This window comes from Streptomyces sp. NL15-2K, assembly GCF_030551255.1.
In the GTDB taxonomy this organism is placed as follows: Bacteria; Actinomycetota; Actinomycetes; order Streptomycetales; family Streptomycetaceae; genus Streptomyces.
Genome location: NZ_CP130630.1, coordinates 4,307,569 through 4,325,461 on the forward strand (window position 1 = coordinate 4,307,569; position 17,893 = coordinate 4,325,461).

Below are 17,893 nucleotides of genomic sequence, written 5' to 3' on the forward strand. Positions count from 1 at the left end.
GTGTTGGAGACCCCGTGCACCCCACCCGCAAGGCGGCCGTGACGGCCACCGCCCTCCTGGCGGCGGCCACCATCACCGTCGTCGCCGGCTGCGAGAGCGATTCCACCGCCGAATCCGTCGCCGGGTCCCCCGACGGCTCGTCCAGACCCGGCTGCCCCACCGCCCTCGCCGAGGCCAAGCGGGCCGTCAAGACGGCCGAGGACGTCAACTCCCCCTGGGCGGGACCGACCGGCGGACCCCGGGCCGTCCCCGACAAGACCATCGTCTACATCGCCCAGACCCTGACCAACCCCGGTGTCGCGGGCGTCGCCGCGGGCGTCCAGGAAGCCGCCGACGTCGTCGGCTGGCACGTCCGCACCATCAACGGCCAGGGCACGTCCGCCGGAATCAAGGCCGCCTTCGACGAGGCCCTCGCCCTCGGGCCCGACGGCATCGTCGTCGGCGGTTTCGACCCCACCTCCGTCGCCGCGCAGGTCGAGCAGGCGGACGCCGCCGGTATCCCGCTGATCGGCTGGCACGCCCTAACCGCTCCCGGCCCCAGTGAGACGCCGAAGCTGTTCAGCAACATCACCACAAGGGTCGAGGAGGTCGCGAAGATCAGCGCCGACTGGATCATCGCGCGGTCCAACGGCCGGGCGGGCGTCGTCCTGTTCACCGACGCCTCGATCCCCTTCGCCAAGCGCAAGTCCGACCTGATCAAGAAGGAACTCTCCACCTGCTCCGACGTCAAGCTGCTGAGTTACGAGAACATCCCCATCCCAGAGGCGAACAGCCTCACCATCGAAAGGGTCTCCTCCCTGGCCTCACGCTTCGGCGACAGGTGGACCCACTCCGCCGCCATCAACGACCTGTACTTCGACCACGCGGCCCCCGCCCTGCGCGCCGCCGGCCGAGAGGGTGGCGGTGCCCCGTTCAACATCGGTGCGGGTGACGGTGATCCGTCCGCCTTCCAACGCATCAACGGCAAGGAGTTCCAGGCCGCCACCGTGCCCGAGCCGCTGTCCGAACAGGGCTGGCAGATCATCGACGAGTTCAACCGCGCCTTCGCCGACAAGCCGGCCAGCGGGTACGTCGCCCCCGTCCACATCACCACCGCGGCCAACAGCGGCGGCGCACTCTCCTGGGACTCCGAGGGCTACCGCGAGGCTTACCGCAAGATCTGGGCCAAGTAGACCGGGAGTAATTGGCAGATCTGTTCCACCCTCGCGAAGGAAAACCCCACCCATGAGGGCCGGGCCGGTGGAACAGATCTGCCAATTACCGGGTGAGCACATTGCCGTCCAGGGCCGCCCGGCCCGCCCTGGGGCATCAGCTCCGAGGTCCTCACCGAGACGCTGCGGCGCCTGCAGTCCAACGCCTTCGAGTCCGACGGAATGGGGCTGGCCACAGCGCAGATCCGGGGGATGGCCGGAGTGAGGTGGAAGCGTCCGCGGCCTAGCGTGCGACAGATGCGGACCACTACACGGATACGGATGACCGTCGCCGGCGCCGCGGCGCTGGCCATAGGGGCAGCGGCGTTACCCGCCGCGGCTACGGAGCCGGTGGGGCTGGGGCGGTACTACGCCCAGCGCATCGACTGGCACGACTGCGCTCTCGGCCCCGACGACACCACGGGGCGGAAACTCGACGCGGCAGGCGCCCGGTGCGCCGACCTCACCGTGCCGCTGGACTACACCGACCCGGGCGGGCGGACCATCACCGTCGCCCTCTCCCGCCTTCCCGCCACCGACCCGGCGCATCGCGTCGGCCCGCTGCTGCTCAACGACGGCGGACCCGGCGGTCCGAGCCTGGGCATGCCGCTCACTGTGGGGGCGGCCATGGGCAAGGTCGCCCGGAAGTACGACCTGATCGGCATGGACCCGCGGTTCGTCGGCCGTTCCACGCCGCTCGACTGCGGGTGGGACATCGGTCAGCCCGTCTTCTCGGCCGGCCACGACCGGGCCTCGTTCAAGCGGTCCGTCGCCCTTCAGCGTGACCTGGCCGAGCGGTGCCGGCGGACGAACGGCGATGTGCTGCCGTATGTCACGACCCGCAACACCGCCCGCGACATGGACGTGGTCCGGGCCGCGCTGGGTGCGAAGCGGATCTCCTACCTCGGCTATTCCTACGGCAGTTATCTCGGCGAGGTCTACACGCAGATGTTCCCCGGCCGCACCGACCGGGTGGTTCTCGACGGGGTCATCGATCCCGGCCGGTACAGCCCGACGCTGCTCGCGGGTACCGAGCCGGCCAATGAGCGGTCGCTGCGCGCGTGGGCCGCATGGACGGCCGCCCGCGATGCCTGGTACGGCCTCGGCGACACGGCCGGCGCCGTGCTGGCCACGGTGGACCGGATCCAGCGGGCGGCGGCCGAGGAACCGTTGCGGGTCGGGGACTTCCGGGTGGACGAGCACTTCGTGCCGGTCGTGTTCTTCGCCGGTCTGGCCAGTGATCTCGACGAGCGTCGGGCCCGGTTGGCGACCACCACGCAGGTCCTGGCGCGCGCTGCCGACCGCGACCCGGCGGTGCGGCCGGGGCCGGAGCTGGCCGAGTTGCTGGAGTTCATGACGACCAAGGCGGGTTCGCAGGTGGGCAGCGTGCAGACCGCGATCATCTGCGGGGATGTCGCCGAACGGCGCGGGATCGACAGCTACTGGCGCGCCGTCCAGGCGAGCCGTGTCGCCTACCCTCTCGCCGGTCCGCTGGCGAACAACATCTCCGCCTGCGAGTTCTGGGACCGGCCGGCCGAGGCACCGACCGTGCTCGACAACGACGTACCGGCGCTGCTGGTGAGCGCGACCGGCGATCCCCGCACGATCCACGCCGGAGCAGTGCGGATACGTGACCAGTGGTCCAGGTCCCGACTGATCACCTTGCCGGGCGCCATCCAGCACGGCGTCTACGGCGAGTACGGCAACGCCTGTGCGGACCGGCAGGTGAATGTCTACCTGGACACCGGCAAGCTGCCCTCACGCGATCTGACCTGCGACAGCGCACGGAACGCGCTGGAAGGGGCGGCGGGCCGCGGTCACCCGACGGCAGATGCGCCCAGCAGGCAGGCCCCCACCACCTCGACCCAGAAATAGAACCACGCCGGATAGAACGCCGACGGGCGCTCCACCGCACGGGCCACCAGACGACCCAGAGCCATGCCCGCCAGCGCCACAGCGACCGCCAGCACGATGCCCCGTTGCAGATCGCCGGCAGCATCGAGAGCCGCCCAGCCGAGCAGGCCTCCGATCGCGACACCGAACCCGCCGTAGACGGCGCGGACTTCGGCGCGGGCTTCCGGGACGGTCAGTTCGATACCGAAGGGGCGGATGAGCACCGTGGGTGCGACGAGGCCGAGGAAGCCCATGCCGAGGAAGAAGAGAGCGACGACACCTATCCAGACAGCAGACATGACGGAGAGGCTGCCGCCGAAGCGCGTGCGGCTTCAATTACCTCCGGAGTAAGGCCGGAGTAACCGGAATAAGGGGTGACGCGCCGCTCCGCTCAAACGACCGGCTGGCCGATGCCCAGCAGGTTGCCCTCGCTGTCGCGGAACCTGGGTGAAGGTGCCGGGCGAGGTTCCCGTCGACTTGAACAGGGCGAACTCGGTGCCTCCGCACCGGTACAGCAGACCGCCGGGCCGTTGGTCGACGGGCTCGAGGCCGAGCTGCTCGGCGTAGAAACGCCGAGCACTGTGCCGGGAGTCCGGCTCCGCGCAGGGAAGGCCCGCCGACGCCGTCAGTCCGTGCCGGACTCCATCGCGGCGCGGTCCAGCAGCTCGTCGTCCTTGGAGACCTCGCCGCGGGAGGCGATGGCCTCGGCGCCGCCCTCCGGCATGGCCGGCATGGTGCCGATCAGGCCGGTCGCGGCCGCCTGGGCCGCACCGATGGCGGGGCTGCCGGTGCCGATCATGCCGAGGCCGGCGTACTGCTCCAGCTTGGCGCGCGAGTCGGCGATGTCGAGGTTGCGCATGGTGAGCTGGCCGATCCGGTCCACCGGGCCGAACGCGGAGTCCTCGGTGCGTTCCATCGACAGCTTGTCCGGGTGGTAGCTGAACGCCGGGCCCGTGGTGTCGAGGATCGAGTAGTCCTCGCCTCGTCGCAGTCGCAGGGTGACCTCGCCGGTGACCGCCGAGCCGACCCAGCGCTGCAGCGACTCCCGGATCATCAGCGCCTGCGGGTCCAGCCAGCGGCCCTCGTACATCAGGCGGCCCAGGCGCCGCCCCTCGGTGTGGTACTGGGCGAGGGTGTCCTCGTTGTGGATCGCGTTGACCAGGCGCTCGTAGGCCGCGTGCAGCAGGGCCATGCCGGGCGCCTCGTAGATGCCGCGGCTCTTGGCCTCGATGATCCGGTTCTCGATCTGGTCCGACATGCCCATGCCGTGGCGGCCGCCGATGGCGTTGGCCTCGATCACCAGGTCCACGGGGGAGGCGAACTCCTTGCCGTTGATCGACACCGGGCGGCCCTGGTCGAAGCCGATCGTCACGTCCTCGGCGACGATCTCGACCGACGGGTCCCAGAACCGCACGCCCATGATCGGCTCCACGGTCTCCACGCCGGTGTCCAGGTGCTCCAGGGTCTTGGCCTCGTGGGTGGCGCCCCAGATGTTGGCGTCGGTGGAGTACGCCTTCTCCGTGCTGTCGCGGTAGGGCAGGCCGTGGGCGAGCAGCCACTCCGACATTTCCTTGCGGCCGCCGAGCTCGGTCACGAAGTCCGCGTCCAGCCAGGGCTTGTAGATCCTGAGGTGCGGGTTGGCGAGCAGGCCGTAGCGGTAGAACCGCTCGATGTCGTTGCCCTTGAAGGTCGAGCCGTCGCCCCAGATCTGTACGTCGTCCTCGAGCATCGCCCGCACCAAGAGGGTGCCCGTGACGGCGCGGCCGAGCGGCGTGGTGTTGAAGTAGGCACGCCCGCCCGAGCGGATGTGGAACGCCCCGCAGGTGAGCGCGGCCAGGCCTTCCTCGACGAGCGCGGCGCGGCAGTCGACCAGGCGCGCGATCTCGGCGCCGTAGGCCTTCGCACGGCCGGGCACCGAGGCGATGTCGGGCTCGTCGTACTGGCCGATGTCGGCGGTGTACGTGCACGGGACGGCGCCCTTGTCGCGCATCCACGCGACCGCGACCGAGGTGTCGAGGCCGCCCGAGAAGGCGATGCCGACGCGCTCGCCGGCGGGAAGGGAGGTGAGGACCTTGGACATAGGAAGAGTATGCATAGAATTGCATGATCATGCAAAGCCGGCCGGGTCGGTCAGCCGGAAGTGCCAGATGAGCATGGCCGGGACCGCGTTGGCCGCTGCCGCCGCCTCGGGGACCATGTCGGCCAGGGACCAGGGCCAGACCTCCCACGGGCCCGGTTCCGTTGCCGGCTCGCTCGGCGTGTCCGGCGGCGTGTCCTGTCGTGTGTCCGGCGGCGCCGTGGGTTCCTCGCAGCGGCGGACCTGGAGTCCCAGCGGAAGCGCGGCGCGCAGGTAGTCGCCGACCAGGTGGCGGTGGCTCGCCAGGCGTCCCGGCCTGCCGTCCGGCAGTCGTACGGGTGGGATCGCGCCCCGCTCCAGCCGGTCCGGATGGATGTCGCACGTCATCAGGTGTCCGCCCGGGCGCAGTACTCGGGCGAACTCCGCCAGCACCGGCTTCAGGTCGGGGACGTGCGTCAACGCCAGGGAGCAGACGATCAGGTCCACGGAATCGTCGGGCACGGGCAGCCGGCTCAGGTCGCCCAGGTGGAAATCGCCGGCCGGCACACGTTCGCGGGCCCGGGCGAGCATGTCGGGGGAACTGTCCACGCCGATGATCCGGTGGCCGCGTTCGGCGAGCAGGGCCGAGAGCCGGCCGGTGCCGCAGGCGGCGTCGAGGGCCACGCCCTTCGGCAGGTCGGCGACGAGTTCCGCGAGGACGGGTTCGTCGTACTCGAAGGCCGAGTTGGGGCCGTCGTACGTCTCGGACCAGATCCGGTAGCCATCGACCGTGTTCACGCGAGCGACGTCGACGGCCGCGTTCGCCAGCGATTCGTCGTCGAGCAGCTTTCGGATCTCGGCGAGGCGGGAGTCGACGAAGTCCTGGTCGAACTCGCCGGTGAATGAGCGCAGGAGCGCGATGCCTTCGAGGCCCAGCAGGTATGCGAGTGGGTTCTCGTGGATCATGGCTCGACGCTAGCTACGTGCCTTCGGAGATCGCCACCGGATTACCGGATAAGTGGCCGTCCGGAACCTGGGGCGGCTGCCCGGCCGTTGGTCCGGCATGGTGCGTGCGATGGGGGTCGTGGGCGGTGTCGTGGTCGGTCTCGGCGTGCTCGGTCTGGTCGTCTTTCTCCTGGACCGCCTCCTGCTGTGGGCCGAACGCCGGGGCTGGATCTACTGGCGCAAGCGGAAGGGCTTGTCGTCCATCGGGGTCGAGTTCCTGCAGGAGGGCGACCCGGGTGCGCAGGCGGTGAAGCGGGCCATGGAGCAGGAACGCGTCCGCAAGAACGTCAAACCGGCGGAGGACCAGCCCTTCCGGGTCGACCTGGACGCGGGCGTGGTGCGGATTCGACGCCCGCCGGGTGAGGGGGGCGAGGGGCAGGAGCCGTAGCGCCCCGCCGGCTCGGCCTCAGGCCGACGACCGTCCCCGAGGGCATCAGGTCCGGCTCACCTCCCGCTCCACGGGTCCGCCCGGCGTGCCAGCCTGTGGGCTCGGCGGCGGAGGTCCGGCGGGAGGTGGTGGAGGAGGTCGCGGGTGGTGCGGCGCAGGCGGGGGGTGGCCGTGGTGTGCAGGAGGATGCGCTGGGGGACGGTGGCTCGGCCCGGTTGGCCCACGGCCAGGCGGAGTTGACCGCCCGGGCCGCCCCAGGTGGGGAGGATCAGTCGGGACGGGGTGCCGAGCTTCATCGTGGCGGGGCGGGGGCGCTCGCCGTCCGGGATGAGGCGGGTCCGGCGGCCGATGCCGAGGAGTTGGGCGCTGGCCCACACCAGGTGCGTACCGGGCTCCATCGCGTCTCCTCCGGCCAGCGTCAGCGGGTCGATGGACGTCTCGCCGGTGAGGACCACGCGGTGCCGGCCGCCGCCGAGGGGTTCCGTGCGCGGGCTGAGGTCGGCGTCCGGGAACCACCACAGGTTGCGGGCGGTGTCGTGGACGAGGAGTTCGCCGCGCGCGTGTCCGAGGGGGTGCGGGGCCTCCCACCCTTCGGCGCCCTTGATGCCGTCGAGGAGGTCGGGGTCCAGGAGCAGACGGCCGTGCCGTTCCACGAGGGTGAGAGGGCGGCCGTCGGGGCTGATCATGCCGATCGTGGTGGTGAGGCGGAGTCTGCCGGACTTCCAGCGGATGTCGTCGAGGGAGAGGTGCGGCTTGATCGCCTGGGTTCTCCGGGCGAGTTCGACCAGGGACTCCAGGTGGCCCTCCTCCAGCAGATGTCCTCTGAGTCGGCTGATCGCCGGGAGTCCCTCCCGTACGCCGGGCGGGTAGCAGTCGAGGGCCATCCGGCGCACGACGCCGAAGTGGCGTTCGAGGGCCTTGCCCGTGCGTTGCAGGACGCGGGGTTCGCTGACGGGGCGGAGGAGTTCGACGCGGTAGGAGCGGCGCAGGAAGTGGTCCTGGAGGGGGCCGGGTTCGGTGGCCTCCTTGATGGCTTCCACGACCGTGCGGAGATGGCCGTAGTAGTCCTCGGGGGCGGTCGCGCGTCCGCTGGTGTTGCCGCCGTCGTCGCGGCGGTTCCATATGTAGCAGGGGTGGTCGCCGAGGATGGCGACGGACTTGGCCCGCGGGTAGGCGCGGGCCATGAAGAGCTGGTCCTCCAGACGGACCGGTCCCTCGGGGAACTCGATTCCGTGCTCGAGCAGGAAGTCGCGGCGGAACATCTTGTGCGGGGTCAGGCTCTCGAAGAGGGGCATGTCCTCGGCCGTGCAGTGCTCGACGGTGCGTTTGAAGAGGCTGCTGGGGCCCTGCATGGTGCCGGTGACCTTGCCGAGGACGATGTCGGAGCCGTTGCGGGTGGCGAGGCGGTGGAGGCGTTCGAGGGCCTCGGGGGTGAGTTCGTCGTCCTGGTCGACGAACTGGACGTACTCGCCGCGGGCCGCGCGGATGCCGACGTTGCGCGGTTTGCCGGGCCAGCCGGAGTTCTCCTGGTGGATCACGCGGACGTGCGGGTGCTGGGCCGCCAGGCGGTCGAGGCGCTCGGCGGAGTCGTCGGTCGAGCCGTCGTCGACGTAGATGATCTCTAACGCGTCCCGGCCGAGGCTCTGGTTGATGAGCGACGGGGCGCAGAGCTCGATGTAATGGCCCGCGTTGTACACGGGCACCACAATGCTTACCTTGATCATCAACTTCCCCCCAAAAAACCAAATCCCCTTTGTTCGCTAAACGTTAAGGATCCGGCAAGCGTTCCTTAAGGAAAGTCACGATCGCCTCACAGAGCACCTCGGGCTGGTCCAGGTGTACGTCGTGGGACGCGTCACGGATGACGGTGTGGGCGGTGGCCGGTCGGGCGGCCGGCATGGCGGTCGGTTCGTCGGGGCGCATGGTGCCGTTCTCGCCCTGGATCAGGAGAGTCGGGCAGCGGATCCGCGACCACTGCGTCCAGTAGGCGTTCGCGGCCGGCTCCGCGACGGAGTCGATCAGCGTGTCGCGGTCCGTTCGCGGGTACCAGCCGTCCCGGCGTTGCTCCAGTCCCCGCACCCACGCTTCGTGCCCCAGGAACGCCGTTGCCTCCTCCAGGGACTTGAAGGGGATCGGCCAGCTGTCCAGCCAGGCCGCGATCCGGGCCGGGAGATCGGGGCTCGGGCCCGCCGGGCCCGCCTCCACGAGGATCAGGGAATCCACCAGATCCGGGCGGGCCGACGCCAGCAGCATCGCCGTATGGCCGCCCAGGGACTGGCCGATCAGGGTTACGGGGGCCAGGGCCAGGGCGTGGATCAGGGTGACCGCGTCCTCGACGTGGGCGGCACGGGTCGTGGTCGGGGGGCGGCGGATACTCGCGCCGTGGCCTCTGGCGTCGTACGCCACCACGCGGTGGCCGGCGGCGAGCAGACGGGCGGTCAGGTCTGGCATTCGGTGCTTCACGAGCCGTTGTGGCGGTCCTGTTGCCGGAACTGTGGGCTCCACCACAGCCTGGGTGGGGCGGGGGTGGTGGACTCTGCGGACTCATTGACGCATACGGGGGGCCGCGATGTTGTTCCTGCTGGTCATGCTGCTCGTCGTGGTGCTCTCGATCACCGCCTGCGCGCTCCTCGGGCGCGGCTGCGGCAGTCTGGCCGAGAAGGGGCTGCGGCGGACGAGCCTGCCGAAGGCGCTGCGCGGTTTCGCCTCGATCTCGGGGGCCGGGGCGGTCGCCGTATACGCGTGGGGGCTGCTCGGGGTCGCCGGGGCGATCATGGAGGCGGAGGACGGGGGGACGGACTCGGCGCCCAATCGGGCCTGCCGTACGTCCGGTTGGCTCGAGCGGGAGCGGAGCGGCGACGGGATCGTCGACTACTCGGTGAGCTGGGCGCCGCTCGACTACGTGTGCGAGACGAAGGGCGGTGGGAGCTACACCACCGACGACGTGCCCGGCTACGTCAACCCCGCCGTGGTGGGCTTCGGCCTCGCCGCCGCCGGGTGTGCGATCTCCGCGGGCTATGTCACGGAGCTGCGCCTCCGGGGCGGCGGGGCACGCGGAGAGGGCGAAACCCGGCGGGCGGGCGCCCCTTGAACAGGCCGGCGGTCAGGCCGTCGGTCAGGCCGTCGGTCAGGCCGTCGGTGTCAGTTCCGCGCGGCCGAACAACAGGGCGTATCCCGGTGGGAGCTGGGCGAGGATACGGTCCACCAGGTCGTCGCCGATCAGCGGTGGCAGGACGCTCAGGACCGAGCTGACGTCCCAGCGGGCCGTGGCCGACGTGGCGCCCTCGATCCGGCGGGCGATCGCGTCCACGAACTCCGCTGCCGTCAGCCGGCGGGTCGCCGGGATCTGGGACGCGACCACCCGGGCCGCCTCCTCGGGCAGGGCTCGGGCGAGGTCGACGCGTTCGTCGCCGATCACATGGCCGCCGAGGGCCGACAGGACGATCCGGGTGACGCGTTCCGCCTCCGCCCTGGTGGGGTACTGGCCGGCGTCCTGTACCGCGTCGACCAGGTCGGTCCATCTGGCCTTCTGCTGCCGGAGCTCGCTCTGGCTTGGCTGCCGTGGCTGCCGTGGCTGCCGTGGCTGCCGTGGCTGCCGTGGCGCGGGTGCGGGTCGCATGCTCAGTACGGTCATGTCGGGGGTCCTCCTCCGTTCCTCGGAGTGGTCGCACGGCGTCCCGCGGGCGCGCGAAGGGAAACTGCGGGCGCGCGCTCGCGGGACGCTGCTCCTACGGGTCGGTCCTGCATTTCGGTGCCAGGCTGGGGTGCCTGGACTTCGATTCCTTCGATTCCTCGGTTGTGTCAGCTGCTGATCCGCTTGCGGTCGCTGCCGCCGCCCGTGATCTGGATGCGGCGCGGCTTGGCCTGCTCGGCCACCGGGATGCGCAGCGTCAGGACGCCGGCGTCGTACGAGGCGTCGATCCGGTCCGTGTCGAGGGTGTCGCCGAGGAAGAGCTGGCGGGTGAAGGTACCCGTGGGGCGCTCGGCGACGATCAGTTCCGCGCCCTCGGGGGCGGGGGACTTGCGCTCGGCGCGGACGTTCAGGACGTTGCGTTCGACGTCCAGCTCGATCGTCTCGGGGTCGATGCCGGGCAGGTCGAAGTGGACGAGGAAGTCCTCCCCGGACCGGTAGGCGTCCATGGCCATCGCGGAGCGTTCGGAGGTGGTACCGAAGACCTGCTGCGCGAGTCGGTCGAGTTCACGGAAGGGGTCGGTACGCATGAGCATCACAGTCCATCTCCTCTCATCAGGCGCTGTCACAGCGGTGCAGCAGATGCCCTACGGCTTCTTATATAACTCGGGGGAGGAAACTTGACAAGCCCGGACTCAGGTTCAGGGCGTCGCCCAAGGTGAGGGCTAACCTCGGGTCAACCGGAGGGGCCTCGGGTCAACCGGAGGGACGGGGCATCCCGGGACGCACCAGACAGCAGGAGGCAGGCATGGCCAAGGTTCCGAGCGCAGTGGTCGCCGCGAGCGGGCTCGTCGGCGGATACGGCGTCGCACGCTGGACCAGGAGGCGGGAGCTGGGCGGCGCGGTCCTGGCCGTCGTGGGGGCCGCGGCAGGGCGGCAGTGGCGGCAGCAGGCGGGCGGGAAGGCAGCGGGAGCCCTGACGGCCGCGTACGTCGCCGCCTTCGCCGGTTCCCACCCCCTGGCCAAGAAGGTGGGCGCCTGGCCTGCCGTGTTCGGGGTGGCGGGGGCCGTGGCCCTGGTGTCGTGGGCGGTGGCGGACCGGAACGGCTGAGGCCGCCGAAGCCCGCTTCCTGGAGCGTCAGGTGTCGAGGGAAAAGGTGAGGGCGACGGTGCCGCGGAGGTCGAGCCAGGCCTTGTCCGGGCTGCGGACGAGGCGGAGGATCACGTGGTCGCAGTCGGGGCAGCGGCCGACGTATCCCGGGGCGTGCGCGTAGACGTGCAGCCGCGCCAGACGCCACTGGCTGCCGCACCCGGTGCAGCAGCCGAGAGCGGTGGTCGGATCGACCGCGAGGATTTCGGAGAGGGGCCCGGCCAGGGCGTTGCCGTCCTCGTACTGGCCGGTGTACGGGTCCGGGTGGGGGTGGTGGGGCATCTCATCCTCCGCTGGGGCCGAAACGTTCGGTGCGGATCCGGTCCGGGGCGTGGCCCAGGGCGACCAGCAGGTCGGCGGCCGTTTCGACGAAGCCGGTGGGACCGCAGACGTAGCAGGTGGGTTCGAACTCCGGGGGCCACCCGGCGCGCGACAGGTCCGCCGCGGTGAGCCGCCCGGCGGGCCTCGGCCACTGCGGCGGGGCGGAGCGGGTGTAGAGGTACGTCTTGTCGAGGCCGGGATCGTCCAGGCGCAGGTCGGGTACGTAGAGCCGGTCTTCGGGTGTGCGCACGGAGTAGACCAACCGGAAGGGCGTACGGCTGCCGGCCGCGCGGCGGACGCGGATCATCGCCATCAGCGGCACCAGGCCGGAGCCGCCGGCCACGAGAAGGACCGGTTCCTTCTGCTCGGGGCGCCACACGAACCAGCCGCCGACCGGTCCGCGCAGCTCTGTCAGGTCTCCGACCGCGAGTTCGTCCGTGAGGTACGGGGAGACCTCGCCGTCGGTGACGCGCTGCACCGTCAGTTCGACGCGTTCGCCGTCCGGCGCCGATGCCAGGGAGTAGCTTCGCTGTGTGCTGTAGCCGTCCTCCGCGGTGAGCCGCACATCGACGTGCTGGCCCGCCAGATGGCCCGGCCAGCCGGGTACGTCGAAGACCAGGGTGTGTGCGGCGGAGGACTCGGGGCGCCGGTCGGCCAGCCGGGCCGTCTTCCAGCGCAGCCGGGCGCCTAGTCGCCCTGGTACCGCTGCTCGCGCCATGGGTCCCCGTAGTCGTGATAGCCGGCGCTCTCCCAGAAGCCCGGTTCGTCCTCGAGGAGCAGCTGGATCCCGCGCACCCACTTCGCGGACTTCCACAGATACAGGTGCGGGACCAGCAGCCTGGCCGGGCCGCCGTGCTCGGGCGCCAGGTCCTCGCCGTCGTAGCGGTAGGCGATCCACGCCTTCCCGTCGAGCAGGTCCTCCAGGGGCAGGTCGGTCGTGTAGCCGCCGTAGGAGTGGACGAGCGCGAATTCGGCGGCGGTCTCCACCTCCTCCAGAAGGAGATCCAAGGACACCCCCTGCCACTCGGTGGCGAACTTCGACCACTTCGTGACGCAGTGCAGGTCCACCGTCGGCGTCTGGCTGGGCAGCGCCATGAACTGCGCCCAGGTCCAGCTGTGCCGCGCGCCCGTCTCGGTGCGGACGGTGAACTCCCATGCGTCACGATCGACCCTCGGCGTGGGCCCGGCGGACAGCACCGGGAAGTCGGTGGTCTCGTACTGCCCGGGAGGCAGTCTGTGGTGGGTATCGCCTGGTCGGCCGCGGAATCCGCGTGAAACGACAGCCATGCCGTGCCCGCCGTTCTGTGGAAGTGCACCGCTTTCCATTGTCGATGACGTCGCGCGGCACGGCATCTGTTGGGGGTGAACGGACAAGGCGGCGCAGGCTGCGGGTCACGGCGACAGCCGCGAGGTCGCCCCCACCCCGATCACGGCGATCTTGCGGACAGCGACGACGGCGGCGGCCAGCAGAATGCTGCTCCAGGAGACCTCTGCGGTCAGGCGGATCAGCCCGGCTCCGGTGAGTGCAAGTTGACGCCCTCGCGGCCGATCGTGCACACGCCGTCCTGGCGGCTCACCGGGACGCCTTCCCGGTCCGGTGCTGCAACACATTCACCACCCGCCCGTTCGGGTCCCGTACGAAGAAGCGCCGCACGCCCCACTCCTCGTCCCGCGGCTCCCTCACGATCTCCGCGCCCGACGCCGCCACCTGCGCGCACACCGCGTCCACGTCCTCGACCTCCACGCTCAGGTCGGAGACGACGGGTGCCGTTCGCTCCTCGGTGAAGAAGCTGACCTGGGCGGTGGGGTTGGCGGGTGAGGCGAGGGTCGTCACCCAGCCCATGTCCATGACTTCCTCGAAGCCGAGCAGGCCGTAGAAGTCGCTGCTCGTGCGCATCGATTCCGCGGACGCGACCTGGATGTTGGGGACGATTCTGCGGACGGTCATCGGGCGTCACTCCTCGCGCTCGTCATGTCGGGGCTCCAGTTTTCGTTATCCCCGGGGTCTTCCGCTCGTCTCCTCACCGTCCCAGCCACAGGCACGCGATTCGACCCCGAGGAACGAAGCCGTGACACGAGAGATCAGCCGCCGGTCCATGCTCAAGGCCGCAGGCGTCGCCGCCGGAGCCGTCGGCATCGGTACCGCCCTCGCCCCCAGCCCCGCCGCGGCCGCCGCGGCCGCCGGCACCGCATACGCGCACCCCGGCCTGCTGCACACCCTCGCCGACCTCGACCGCATGGCGGCCAAGGTGAAGGCGGGCGCCGCCCCCTACACCGCCGGCTTCGCCAAGCTGACCGCCAACCGGCATTCGGCGAGCAGCTGGACGGCCAACCCGCAGGCCACCGTGTACCGAGGGGCGGGCAGCCCGCAGAACTACACGACCCTCTACAACGACATCCACGCCGCCTACCAGAACGCCCTGCGCGGACACGTCAGCGGCGACAGCGCGCACCTCGACACCGCCGTGGCGATCATCAACGCCTGGTCGGCCAAGCTGACCGATCTGAAAGGCACCGCGGACGCCTTCCTCGCCGCCGGGCTCTACGGCTACCAGTTCGCGAACGCCGCCGAACTCGTCCGTGACCACGGCGACTTCGAGCTCGGCCGGTTCCAGGACATGCTGAGCAACGTCTTCGCACCGCTCAGCGACCGCTTCCTGGCCGACCACAACGGCGCCGTCATCACCAACTACTGGCCCAACTGGGACCTGTGCGCGATCGCCTGCGTGCTCGCCACCGGCATCTTCTGCGACGACAAGGCCCAAGTCGCCCGCGCGGTCGACTACTTCAAGAACGGTGAGGGGATGGGCTCGATCAAGCACGCCATCCCCGTCGTGCACGACGACGGTCTCGCCGAGTGGGTGGAGGCCGGCCGCGACCAGGGGCACGCGCTGCTCGGCGTCGGCCTGATGGGCACGGTGTGCGAGATGGCGTGGAACCAAGGGATCGACCTGTACGGCTACGACGACAGCCGGTTCCTCAAGGGCGCCCAGTACGTGGCCAAGTGGAGCCTGGGCGGGGATGTGGCCTACACCGCCAACACCCGCGCGAAGGGCGCGATCAACGGCTGGTCGGGCAGCGAGACCGCGACCGAGGCCGCGGGCGTGGACCCGGGCATGCAGCGGCCGATCTGGGCGATGATCGCCAACCACTACACCAAGCGCCGGGGGATGTCGGCCACGTACGTCACCCGGATCGCCGCCCAGGCCGCGCCGGAGGGTGGCGGTGGGGACTACGGTCCCAACAGCGGTGGCTACGACCAACTCGGCTTCGGCACGCTGGCGTTCACGCGGGACAAGGCGGCCGATACGGCGGCTTCGCCGAGGCCGGCCGCGTCGGCGTCCGGTGCGGTGGGTGGGGGCTCGGGGGCGGGTTCCGGTGCCGGTTCCGGTGCCGGTGCCGGTGCCCGGCCGCAGGGCGGTACGGCTACGGCCTCCGCGTCCGCCTCCCCGGCGGGCGGCGGTGACCTTGCCGCGACCGGCTCCGATGACATCGTCGGCTGGACCGCCGCGGCGGGGATCACCGCGATCGCTGGGGGGCTGCTGTTCCTGCGGCGGCGGGACCGGGTTCGGCGCGGCGGCGCTCATAGCTGAGGGCGTCGTCGGCGGGGGGATCGGAGGACACCGCCTGCTGCCCAGCCGCCCGGCGTGGGTGCTGGGCGGGGGTAGGTCGCGGCAGCCCGGCGCTTACGGGCTGCCGCCCTCTGTGGGTCGGGAGCCGCCCATGGGGTCCCCCAGGCCCTTGAGGCAGGCTCTTAAGACACGCAGTCGTAAGGGCCACGCGGCTGGCCCGGCCGTGACGGTTGCGGCCAGGTTCCCAGGTCCTAGTGCCGCGACAGGCAACGTTCGCCCCGTCGCGACGCCCGGCACGCTCCCCCACTGTCCTAAAGGCGTGGGAGGTGCCCCCACTCGCCGCACCGGCCGGAAGCCCAAGTACGTCCGGTCCATCGACGGAGCCTTCCGGCCGGCACGCCGAGAGCACGCACCGGACGCCGCTCCTTGAAGGGCAAACGTTGCCTGTCGCGGCACTAGCGGGTGATCGCGAGCTCCTTGTCCGTGAACGTGCCGTGGGGCAGGTTGATGTCGGTCTCGCCGCCCTTGCCGTCGCATCCGCGGTCGGGGTCGAACATCAGATACGTACCGGCCGAGCAGGGAATCCACATCTCGGCGTCGCCGCCGAGCACGAGGTCGCCGGACAGGTCAGCCCCGCCCTGCACGATCGCGTTGTCCTTGACCACCACGTCACCGCTGACCTTGGCGTCCCCGTTGACCCAGGCCAGGCCCTCGATGCGGACGTTGCCGGTCACGGTCGATTCGCCGTTGACCGCGGCGCGCGGACCGACGTAGACGGTGGAGGCGACCTTGGCACGGTCGTCGACCCAGCCGCCGCCGTTGGGGTGCCAGTGGCCGCCGCCCTTCGCGGCCGGCTTCTTGTAGCCGGGTTCGTGGCCGGAGGGCGTGGCACCGCTGATGCGGAACTCGTACGGGTATCGGTGGTTCTTGGTATAGCCGTCGAGGGACCCGTAGTGGTGCACGGTCTTCGGTGTGCCGGTGACGACGAGGTAGACCTCCTTCTCACCGGGCCGGGTCTGGAAGCTGATCTGGCCGTCGGGGCTGCTGGACACAGCTCCGTACCGGGGGGTGCCGTCCTTGACGGCGACGAAACCGTACGACCAGCCGGAGCCGGCGGCCTCGCTGGCGTGTCCCTTGAAGTGCAGCTTGATCCGGGCGCCGTCACGAGCGGGCACCAGCTTGATCTTGTTGTAGCCGTAGTCGGAGGGCGCGAGGGCGTCCGGGATCGCGTAGTGGCCGGTCCGCCGGTTCACCGCTTTGACGGGGACGCCGTTGTAGGCGTTGATGAAGCCCGCGCCATGCATGTTGTTGATGAACGGCATGAAGTGGCCGCGGTTGGAGTAGTCGAACGTGACCTGGTGCTGGGCGTACTCGGCGATCCTCGTATTGAGCTGATCCTGCGTCAGGTCGTTGATGCGGCGGTACGTCTCCAGCGGGTGCTCGGTGTTCTTCGCCTGGTTCCAGATGTCAGTGAAGGCCTTCATGCCGCCGTACTTGTCGACCAGGTACTGCACGAGCATCCAGTTGCCGTACTGGTGGCGGCCGGAGGAGTACGCCAGGTTCTCGGTGCGCAGGAACCGGCTCAGGTCGCCTGCGCCACCGTCCGGGTACACCTGCATCGCCATGTACTCGGCGCTGGTTTCATAGAACGTCTGGGCCGACTTGTCGGTCAAACCCCCGTCGCCGTCCTTACCGAGGTAGGTGAGGAACTGGAAGACGTGACCGAGTTCGTGGGCCAGGCCCCAGGAACCAGGCGCCGCGGCGGCGGGGGCGATCTTGATGGCGCCGACCTTTTCCTCGAGCTCCTCGTAGCCGCCGGCGGCCCAGTCATCGAGCCCGGGGACGTTCCAGGTCCGCGTGATGACCACGTCGATCTTGTACTTGGCCAACTGGCCCGCCTCCGGCGTGAACTTCATCGTGTCCATGTAGAAGGAGTACAGCTTCTCCAGCTGACTGAGGATGTCGTCCGGGTCGAACCGGTAGTCCTCCGGAGCGTTCTTCGGGTCGGTGCCCGACTTCTCGCCCCACAGCAGGACGAAGTTCGCCGACTCCTTGGTGCGGTCCCGCGCCCACGGGAGCTCGCCGATCCCGTCCCAGTTGGTCGGGATGTAGACGGCCTTCTCCGCCGTCGCCGACGCCACTCGTGCCGTCGGCCGCTGCGCCGCGGTGTCCGGACGCGCCGACGCGGGCGCGACGGCCAGGGCCGCGCCCAGCGCCCATATCGCCAGCACGGCACATAGGCGTTGGATGGATCTCAAGGGGGAACGTTCGGTGGCCGTCATGGTGGGGGGCTCTATTCAGGAAGGGGGTGGGGGGCTCCGCGTTCCTGGCGGAACCGCCATCGTGGCACGGGAGTTGATCTGATATCAGCGACAGCAGCCCAGGAGCAACATAAGCCCCCATATCTTCACCTGGCGCACGGAGTGCCACACTCTCCCGTCGGTGAAGGCGAGGTCCGGGACGTCAGTCAGGCCGGAGTCAGTCGGGGCGTCATGCTGCGTGCCCCGATCACGCCTCGCGGTCACGGAACGGTCACGGTTCCTGGCCCCGCAGAATGCCCATATACGGCTGTTTCCACAGGTCAGCGATCCAGCGCACCTCCGGTGCGCGCCGGGGGCGTGGTAAATGCCGTGGCGTGCGCCGAGGTGCTTCTTGTGTGCCCTGACGTGGGCTGGTGTCGGTCCGGG

General features: G+C 70.3%; 19 protein-coding genes and 1 pseudogene. 6 read left to right on the forward strand and 14 right to left on the reverse strand.

Annotated features, from left to right (window positions below; genetic code table 11):
* The first annotated feature begins 14 nt into the window (after positions 1 to 14).
* Both Q4V64_RS19155 and Q4V64_RS19160 read left to right on the forward strand, forming a co-directional pair.
* Positions 15 to 1,172: a substrate-binding domain-containing protein gene (locus tag Q4V64_RS19155; RefSeq protein WP_124441921.1), complete on the forward strand. Its 1,158-nt coding sequence runs from the start codon at positions 15 to 17 to the stop codon at positions 1,170 to 1,172.
* Positions 1,173 to 1,448: 276 nt separating this feature from the next.
* Positions 1,449 to 3,065 carry an alpha/beta fold hydrolase gene (locus tag Q4V64_RS19160; protein ID WP_124441920.1) on the forward strand — a complete coding sequence of 539 codons (1,617 nt, stop codon included), beginning with the start codon at positions 1,449 to 1,451 and terminating at the stop codon, positions 3,063 to 3,065.
* Here the strand turns inward: Q4V64_RS19160 and Q4V64_RS19165 are convergent.
* The 4 genes and pseudogenes from Q4V64_RS19165 to Q4V64_RS19175 all read right to left on the reverse strand — a co-directional run bounded on the left by Q4V64_RS19165 (position 3,008) and on the right by Q4V64_RS19175 (position 6,105).
* The gene (locus Q4V64_RS19165; protein ID WP_124441919.1) at positions 3,008 to 3,382 is read right to left on the reverse strand and encodes a DUF4345 family protein; all 375 of its coding nucleotides are present in this window, start codon (positions 3,380 to 3,382) and stop codon (positions 3,008 to 3,010) included. The genes Q4V64_RS19160 and Q4V64_RS19165 overlap by 58 nt on opposite strands.
* Positions 3,383 to 3,474: 92 nt before the next feature.
* Positions 3,475 to 3,712 (reverse strand): annotated as a pseudogene (locus Q4V64_RS55080) (hypothetical protein).
* Positions 3,709 to 5,163 (reverse strand): argininosuccinate synthase, encoded by a 1,455-nt coding sequence (gene argG / locus Q4V64_RS19170; protein WP_124441918.1) that lies wholly within the window; start codon positions 5,161 to 5,163, stop codon positions 3,709 to 3,711. The pseudogene Q4V64_RS55080 and the gene argG overlap by 4 nt, the downstream one beginning before the upstream one ends.
* Positions 5,164 to 5,190: 27 nt before the next feature.
* Positions 5,191 to 6,105 carry a class I SAM-dependent methyltransferase gene (locus Q4V64_RS19175; protein ID WP_124441917.1) on the reverse strand — a complete coding sequence of 305 codons (915 nt, stop codon included), beginning with the start codon at positions 6,103 to 6,105 and terminating at the stop codon, positions 5,191 to 5,193.
* Positions 6,106 to 6,157: 52 nt separating this feature from the next.
* Between Q4V64_RS19175 and Q4V64_RS19180 the strand changes: the two genes are divergently transcribed.
* Complete coding sequence (locus tag Q4V64_RS19180; protein ID WP_253267133.1) at positions 6,158 to 6,532, forward strand: hypothetical protein; 375 nt, start codon at positions 6,158 to 6,160, stop codon at positions 6,530 to 6,532.
* Positions 6,533 to 6,588: 56 nt separating this feature from the next.
* Here the strand turns inward: Q4V64_RS19180 and Q4V64_RS19185 are convergent, their stop codons facing one another.
* Positions 6,589 to 8,256, reverse strand: coding sequence for a glycosyltransferase (locus Q4V64_RS19185; RefSeq protein WP_124441916.1), 1,668 nt, complete (start codon positions 8,254 to 8,256; stop codon positions 6,589 to 6,591).
* A 43-nt stretch (positions 8,257 to 8,299) separates the two neighbouring features.
* Positions 8,300 to 8,983 carry an alpha/beta hydrolase gene (locus Q4V64_RS19190; RefSeq protein ID WP_124441915.1) on the reverse strand — a complete coding sequence of 228 codons (684 nt, stop codon included), beginning with the start codon at positions 8,981 to 8,983 and terminating at the stop codon, positions 8,300 to 8,302.
* A 118-nt stretch (positions 8,984 to 9,101) separates the two neighbouring features.
* Here Q4V64_RS19190 and Q4V64_RS19195 point away from each other — a divergent pair, with 118 nt between their 5' ends.
* Positions 9,102 to 9,623 (forward strand): hypothetical protein, encoded by a 522-nt coding sequence (locus Q4V64_RS19195; protein WP_172629344.1) that lies wholly within the window; start codon positions 9,102 to 9,104, stop codon positions 9,621 to 9,623.
* A gap of 36 nt (positions 9,624 to 9,659) precedes the next feature.
* On the opposite strand, the gene Q4V64_RS19200 is transcribed toward Q4V64_RS19195, so the two are convergent.
* Positions 9,660 to 10,166, reverse strand: a complete 507-nt coding sequence (locus Q4V64_RS19200) for a DUF2267 domain-containing protein (protein WP_124441914.1) — start codon at positions 10,164 to 10,166, stop codon at positions 9,660 to 9,662.
* A gap of 167 nt (positions 10,167 to 10,333) precedes the next feature.
* Entirely contained in the window at positions 10,334 to 10,759 is a 426-nt protein-coding gene (locus Q4V64_RS19205; RefSeq protein ID WP_172629343.1) for an Hsp20/alpha crystallin family protein, read from the reverse strand.
* A gap of 212 nt (positions 10,760 to 10,971) precedes the next feature.
* Here Q4V64_RS19205 and Q4V64_RS19210 point away from each other — a divergent pair, with 212 nt between their 5' ends.
* Positions 10,972 to 11,274: a hypothetical protein gene (locus Q4V64_RS19210; protein WP_124441912.1), complete on the forward strand. Its 303-nt coding sequence runs from the start codon at positions 10,972 to 10,974 to the stop codon at positions 11,272 to 11,274.
* Positions 11,275 to 11,301: 27 nt separating this feature from the next.
* Here the strand turns inward: Q4V64_RS19210 and Q4V64_RS19215 are convergent, their stop codons facing one another.
* From Q4V64_RS19215 to Q4V64_RS19235, 5 genes are all read right to left on the reverse strand, one after another.
* On the reverse strand, positions 11,302 to 11,595 hold the full coding sequence (locus tag Q4V64_RS19215; RefSeq protein ID WP_124441911.1) for a DUF6510 family protein: 294 nt from the start codon (positions 11,593 to 11,595) through the stop codon (positions 11,302 to 11,304).
* 1 nt (position 11,596) lies between these two features.
* A complete protein-coding gene (locus tag Q4V64_RS19220) occupies positions 11,597 to 12,352 on the reverse strand; it encodes a ferredoxin reductase (RefSeq protein ID WP_124441910.1) in 756 nt (251 codons plus the stop codon).
* Complete coding sequence (locus Q4V64_RS19225; protein WP_124441909.1) at positions 12,322 to 12,921, reverse strand: sulfite oxidase-like oxidoreductase; 600 nt, start codon at positions 12,919 to 12,921, stop codon at positions 12,322 to 12,324. Before Q4V64_RS19225 ends, Q4V64_RS19220 begins: the two co-directional genes overlap by 31 nt.
* Positions 12,922 to 13,026: 105 nt before the next feature.
* Positions 13,027 to 13,191: a hypothetical protein gene (locus tag Q4V64_RS19230; RefSeq protein WP_172629342.1), complete on the reverse strand. Its 165-nt coding sequence runs from the start codon at positions 13,189 to 13,191 to the stop codon at positions 13,027 to 13,029.
* Positions 13,192 to 13,207: 16 nt separating this feature from the next.
* Positions 13,208 to 13,582 (reverse strand): VOC family protein, encoded by a 375-nt coding sequence (locus Q4V64_RS19235; protein WP_124441908.1) that lies wholly within the window; start codon positions 13,580 to 13,582, stop codon positions 13,208 to 13,210.
* 148 nt (positions 13,583 to 13,730) lie between these two features.
* Here Q4V64_RS19235 and Q4V64_RS19240 point away from each other — a divergent pair, with 148 nt between their 5' ends.
* A complete protein-coding gene (locus Q4V64_RS19240) occupies positions 13,731 to 15,227 on the forward strand; it encodes an alginate lyase family protein (RefSeq protein WP_124442182.1) in 1,497 nt (498 codons plus the stop codon).
* 434 nt (positions 15,228 to 15,661) lie between these two features.
* Here Q4V64_RS19240 and Q4V64_RS19245 read toward each other — a convergent pair whose 3' ends face one another.
* Positions 15,662 to 17,464 carry a DUF6055 domain-containing protein gene (locus Q4V64_RS19245; RefSeq protein WP_303710631.1) on the reverse strand — a complete coding sequence of 601 codons (1,803 nt, stop codon included), beginning with the start codon at positions 17,462 to 17,464 and terminating at the stop codon, positions 15,662 to 15,664.
* Positions 17,465 to 17,893: the final 429 nt, after the last annotated feature.

What these genes read in the sequence shown, in the direction of transcription:
- Q4V64_RS19160 (WP_124441920.1), top strand. Translation starts at nt 1,449, where the DNA reads ATGCGGACCACTACACGGATACGGATGACCGTCGCCGGCGCCGCGGCG.
- Q4V64_RS19165 (WP_124441919.1), bottom strand. Translation starts at nt 3,382, where the DNA reads ATGTCTGCTGTCTGGATAGGTGTCGTCGCTCTCTTCTTCCTCGGCATG.
- argG (WP_124441918.1), bottom strand. Translation starts at nt 5,163, where the DNA reads ATGTCCAAGGTCCTCACCTCCCTTCCCGCCGGCGAGCGCGTCGGCATC.
- Q4V64_RS19175 (WP_124441917.1), bottom strand. Translation starts at nt 6,105, where the DNA reads ATGATCCACGAGAACCCACTCGCATACCTGCTGGGCCTCGAAGGCATC.
- Q4V64_RS19185 (WP_124441916.1), bottom strand. Translation starts at nt 8,256, where the DNA reads ATGATCAAGGTAAGCATTGTGGTGCCCGTGTACAACGCGGGCCATTAC.
- Q4V64_RS19190 (WP_124441915.1), bottom strand. Translation starts at nt 8,983, where the DNA reads ATGCCAGACCTGACCGCCCGTCTGCTCGCCGCCGGCCACCGCGTGGTG.
- Q4V64_RS19195 (WP_172629344.1), top strand. Translation starts at nt 9,102, where the DNA reads ATGTTGTTCCTGCTGGTCATGCTGCTCGTCGTGGTGCTCTCGATCACC.
- Q4V64_RS19200 (WP_124441914.1), bottom strand. Translation starts at nt 10,166, where the DNA reads ATGACCGTACTGAGCATGCGACCCGCACCCGCGCCACGGCAGCCACGG.
- Q4V64_RS19205 (WP_172629343.1), bottom strand. Translation starts at nt 10,759, where the DNA reads ATGCTCATGCGTACCGACCCCTTCCGTGAACTCGACCGACTCGCGCAG.
- Q4V64_RS19210 (WP_124441912.1), top strand. Translation starts at nt 10,972, where the DNA reads ATGGCCAAGGTTCCGAGCGCAGTGGTCGCCGCGAGCGGGCTCGTCGGC.
- Q4V64_RS19215 (WP_124441911.1), bottom strand. Translation starts at nt 11,595, where the DNA reads ATGCCCCACCACCCCCACCCGGACCCGTACACCGGCCAGTACGAGGAC.
- Q4V64_RS19220 (WP_124441910.1), bottom strand. Translation starts at nt 12,352, where the DNA reads ATGGCGCGAGCAGCGGTACCAGGGCGACTAGGCGCCCGGCTGCGCTGG.
- Q4V64_RS19225 (WP_124441909.1), bottom strand. Translation starts at nt 12,921, where the DNA reads ATGGCTGTCGTTTCACGCGGATTCCGCGGCCGACCAGGCGATACCCAC.
- Q4V64_RS19235 (WP_124441908.1), bottom strand. Translation starts at nt 13,582, where the DNA reads ATGACCGTCCGCAGAATCGTCCCCAACATCCAGGTCGCGTCCGCGGAA.
- Q4V64_RS19240 (WP_124442182.1), top strand. Translation starts at nt 13,731, where the DNA reads ATGCTCAAGGCCGCAGGCGTCGCCGCCGGAGCCGTCGGCATCGGTACC.